At 64.0% G+C, this 2,844-nt stretch carries 2 protein-coding genes and 1 tRNA gene; all 3 read left to right on the top strand.

The window, feature by feature from the left end; genetic code table 11:
- The first annotated feature begins 306 nt into the window (after nucleotides 1-306).
- Nucleotides 307-1,911, top strand: coding sequence for a putative polysaccharide biosynthesis protein (locus ACTOZL_RS09775; RefSeq protein WP_482478190.1), 1,605 nt, complete (start codon nucleotides 307-309; stop codon nucleotides 1,909-1,911).
- Between the two features lie 12 nt (nucleotides 1,912-1,923).
- Entirely contained in the window at nucleotides 1,924-2,616 is a 693-nt protein-coding gene (locus tag ACTOZL_RS09770) for a hypothetical protein (RefSeq protein ID WP_482478188.1), read from the top strand.
- Between the two features lie 60 nt (nucleotides 2,617-2,676).
- Nucleotides 2,677-2,752 (top strand) — tRNA-Gly (locus tag ACTOZL_RS09765).
- Nucleotides 2,753-2,844: the final 92 nt, after the last annotated feature.

Here is a 2,844-nt window from a genome sequence, read left to right as displayed (position 1 = left end):
GTGGTGACCACAGAGATCCCCGACGAGGATGTGCCCCTGGCTGACGTGCCCACCACTGGGGACGACACCGCCCTCTGGTACGCCCTAGCCCTGGCCGCCGCTGCCGGCATCGCCTGGGTGAAGCTGGCGGAGAAGAAGAGAGCCAAGTAAGCAAATCCCGTTTCAGTGTAAACACAGCACCCAAAGGCTGCCCCCCATGGTTTTCTGCAACCATGCTGGGGGCAGCCTCCGCTTCCCCCCCTTGTGTTCCCCTGGCAATCATGCTATACTAGCGCAAACGATACCAAACAAGGGAAAGGAGCCTCCATGAAACCAACCCAGCCCAAAAGCCGCTCCTTCTTTGGCGGGGCCGCCATCCTGGCCGCCAGCATTGCCCTGGCCAAGCTCATCGGCGCCCTCTATAAAATCCCCCTGGGGAACATCCTGGACGACCCCGGCTTTGCCTATTTCAACAACGCCTATGCCATTTACAACCTGCTGCTGATGGTGGCCACCGCCGGCCTGCCTGTGGCCATGTCCAAGACCATCTCCGAGGCCACCACCCTGGGGCGGGGGCGGCAGGTGGAGCGGGTGTTCCGGGTCTCCCTGCACACCTTTTTGGCCCTGGGGGTACTCAGCAGCCTGATTATGCTCCTCTTTGCCCACCCCCTGGCCTGCCTCCAAGGCAACGCCCTCACCGCGCCCTCTATCCGGGCCCTGTCCCTGTCCTGCTTCTTCGTCTGCGCCATGGCCTCCTACCGGGGCTATGCCCAGGGCCAGGGGAACATGACCCCCACAGGCATCTCCCAGGTGTTGGAGGCCTCCATTAAGCTCCTGGCGGGACTGGCCTTGGCCTGGTATCTCCTGCAGCGGGGCTTGGGCAGCCAGTACGTCTCCGCCGGGGCCATTGGGGGGGTCACCATCAGCGGTTTGGTGGCCCTGGCCTATCTGGTGCTCCAACACCGCCGGGCCGCTGCCCACCAGCCCCCCCTGGGGGACAGCCCCCCGGATTCCACCAGACACATCCTCAAGACCATGGCGCAGATCGCCATCCCCATTACCATCTGTGCCTCGGTGGTGCCCATCACCACCTGCCTGGACTCCATCCAGGTGCAAAACCTCCTGCAAAGCGCCCTGGGCCACAGCCCCGAGGCCTCCTCGGCCCTCTACGGCAGCTTTCAAAAGGCCGTCACCATTTATAACCTCCCCTCCGCCCTCATGGTGGCCCTCACGTCCAGCATTGTCCCGGCGGTGTCCGCCTGCCTCTCCCGGGAGGACAGCCGGGGGGCGGGGCAGATCGCGGAATCCGCCCTGCGGGTGGGGGCCCTCCTGGCCATGCCCGCCGGGGTGGGCTTGGCCCTGCTCTCCGGCCCCATCATCCGCATGCTCTTCCCCAACACCAACCAGGAGGTGGCCAGTGCCTCCCTGCTGGTGCTGGGGGTGGCCTCTATCTTTGTGTGCATCCAGCTTTTGTGCAGCGCCATCCTGCAGGCCCACGGACAAGTGCTCCTGCCGGTGTTCCAGGTGGCCCTGGGCAGCGCCGCCAAGCTGGCGGTGAACTATACCCTGGTCCAGCGGCCGGAGCTGGGGGTCAAGGGGGCCCCGGTGGGCACCCTGGTGTGCTTCGCGGTGATTGCGCTGTTGCAGCTGGCCTCCATCCGCCGCCTCACCCAGCACCCCCCCAGCTACCGCCGGGTGTTCTGGAAGCCTGCCCTGGCGGCGGCGGCCATGGGCGTGGTGGTCTGGCTGCTCCACCCCCTGCTGGGACGGTTTTTGGGGAATACCCTGGCGGTGCTGGGCACCATCGCGGTGGCCTGCCTGGTGTATGCCGTCCTGGTGGTGGCCTTACGCATCTTGTCCAAAGAGGACTTGATGCTGATGCCCAAGGGGGAGAAATTGGCCAAGCTGCTGCGCTTGGACGAAGGGAAGTAGAAGGGAAGCCCTATGAAACGTAGCCTATGTGTTGTCCTCCTAGCGGCCCTGGTGCTCACCACCGGCTGTTCCTCCCTGTTGGAGCGCAGCTATGCCTCCGTCACCCCCCACCGGCAGTTTTCCGACGAGAAGGAGAACCCCTCCATCCTCCGGGCGGAGACCTACCAGGGCCTGGTAAGCGCCCTGCTCTACCTGGTGGGCAAGGGGGAGGAGGACGGGGTAATCCGCCTGTACCAATACGTCAGCGTCACCGGCTCCGCCGCCAGCGACGTGGACGCCGCCTGCCTAGAGGTCTCCAAGGAGGACCCCCTGGGGGCCTATGCCTTGGACTATATCAAATACGACGTGAGCCAGAGCGCCTCCTACTACCAGGTCGCCGTCACCCTGGCCTATACCCGCAGCCAGGAGGAGCTGCGCTCCGTGATCTCCGTCACCGGCAGCAGCGCCATCCACCGGGAGCTGCTGACCATCCTGCCCAACCGTCCCAGCCAGGCGGTGTTCCGCATCAGCTACTTCACCCAGGAGGACAGCGCCGAGGGCATCCGCCAGGCGGTGGTGGACGCCTGCGCCCAGATTGAGAACCTGCCCCCCCTGGCGGACATCCAAGTCCAGCTCTACCCCGACAGCGGCCAGCAGCGCCTGGCAGAAATCCGCTTCACCTGGGCCCCGGCCATCCCTTCCATGGCGGGGAACGTAAATTTTTAGGTTTTTTTGAAAAAATGCTTGACATTCCTGACAGGCTGTGATAAGATACATCCTGTTGACGCGAGTGTAGCTCATCTGGTAGAGCGCCACCTTGCCAAGGTGGAGGTAGCGAGTTCGAGCCTCGTCACTCGCTCCATATTGTCCCTGTCCAATAGGACGGGGACTTTTTTTGCCCTCAGCTTGATAGAACTCGTTGCCTCCACCCAAATCTGCGGTGTAACCGCAGAT

The sequence above is a fragment of the Evtepia sp. genome (genome assembly GCF_056797215.1).
This window is presented reverse-complemented; position numbering and strand designations above follow the sequence as displayed.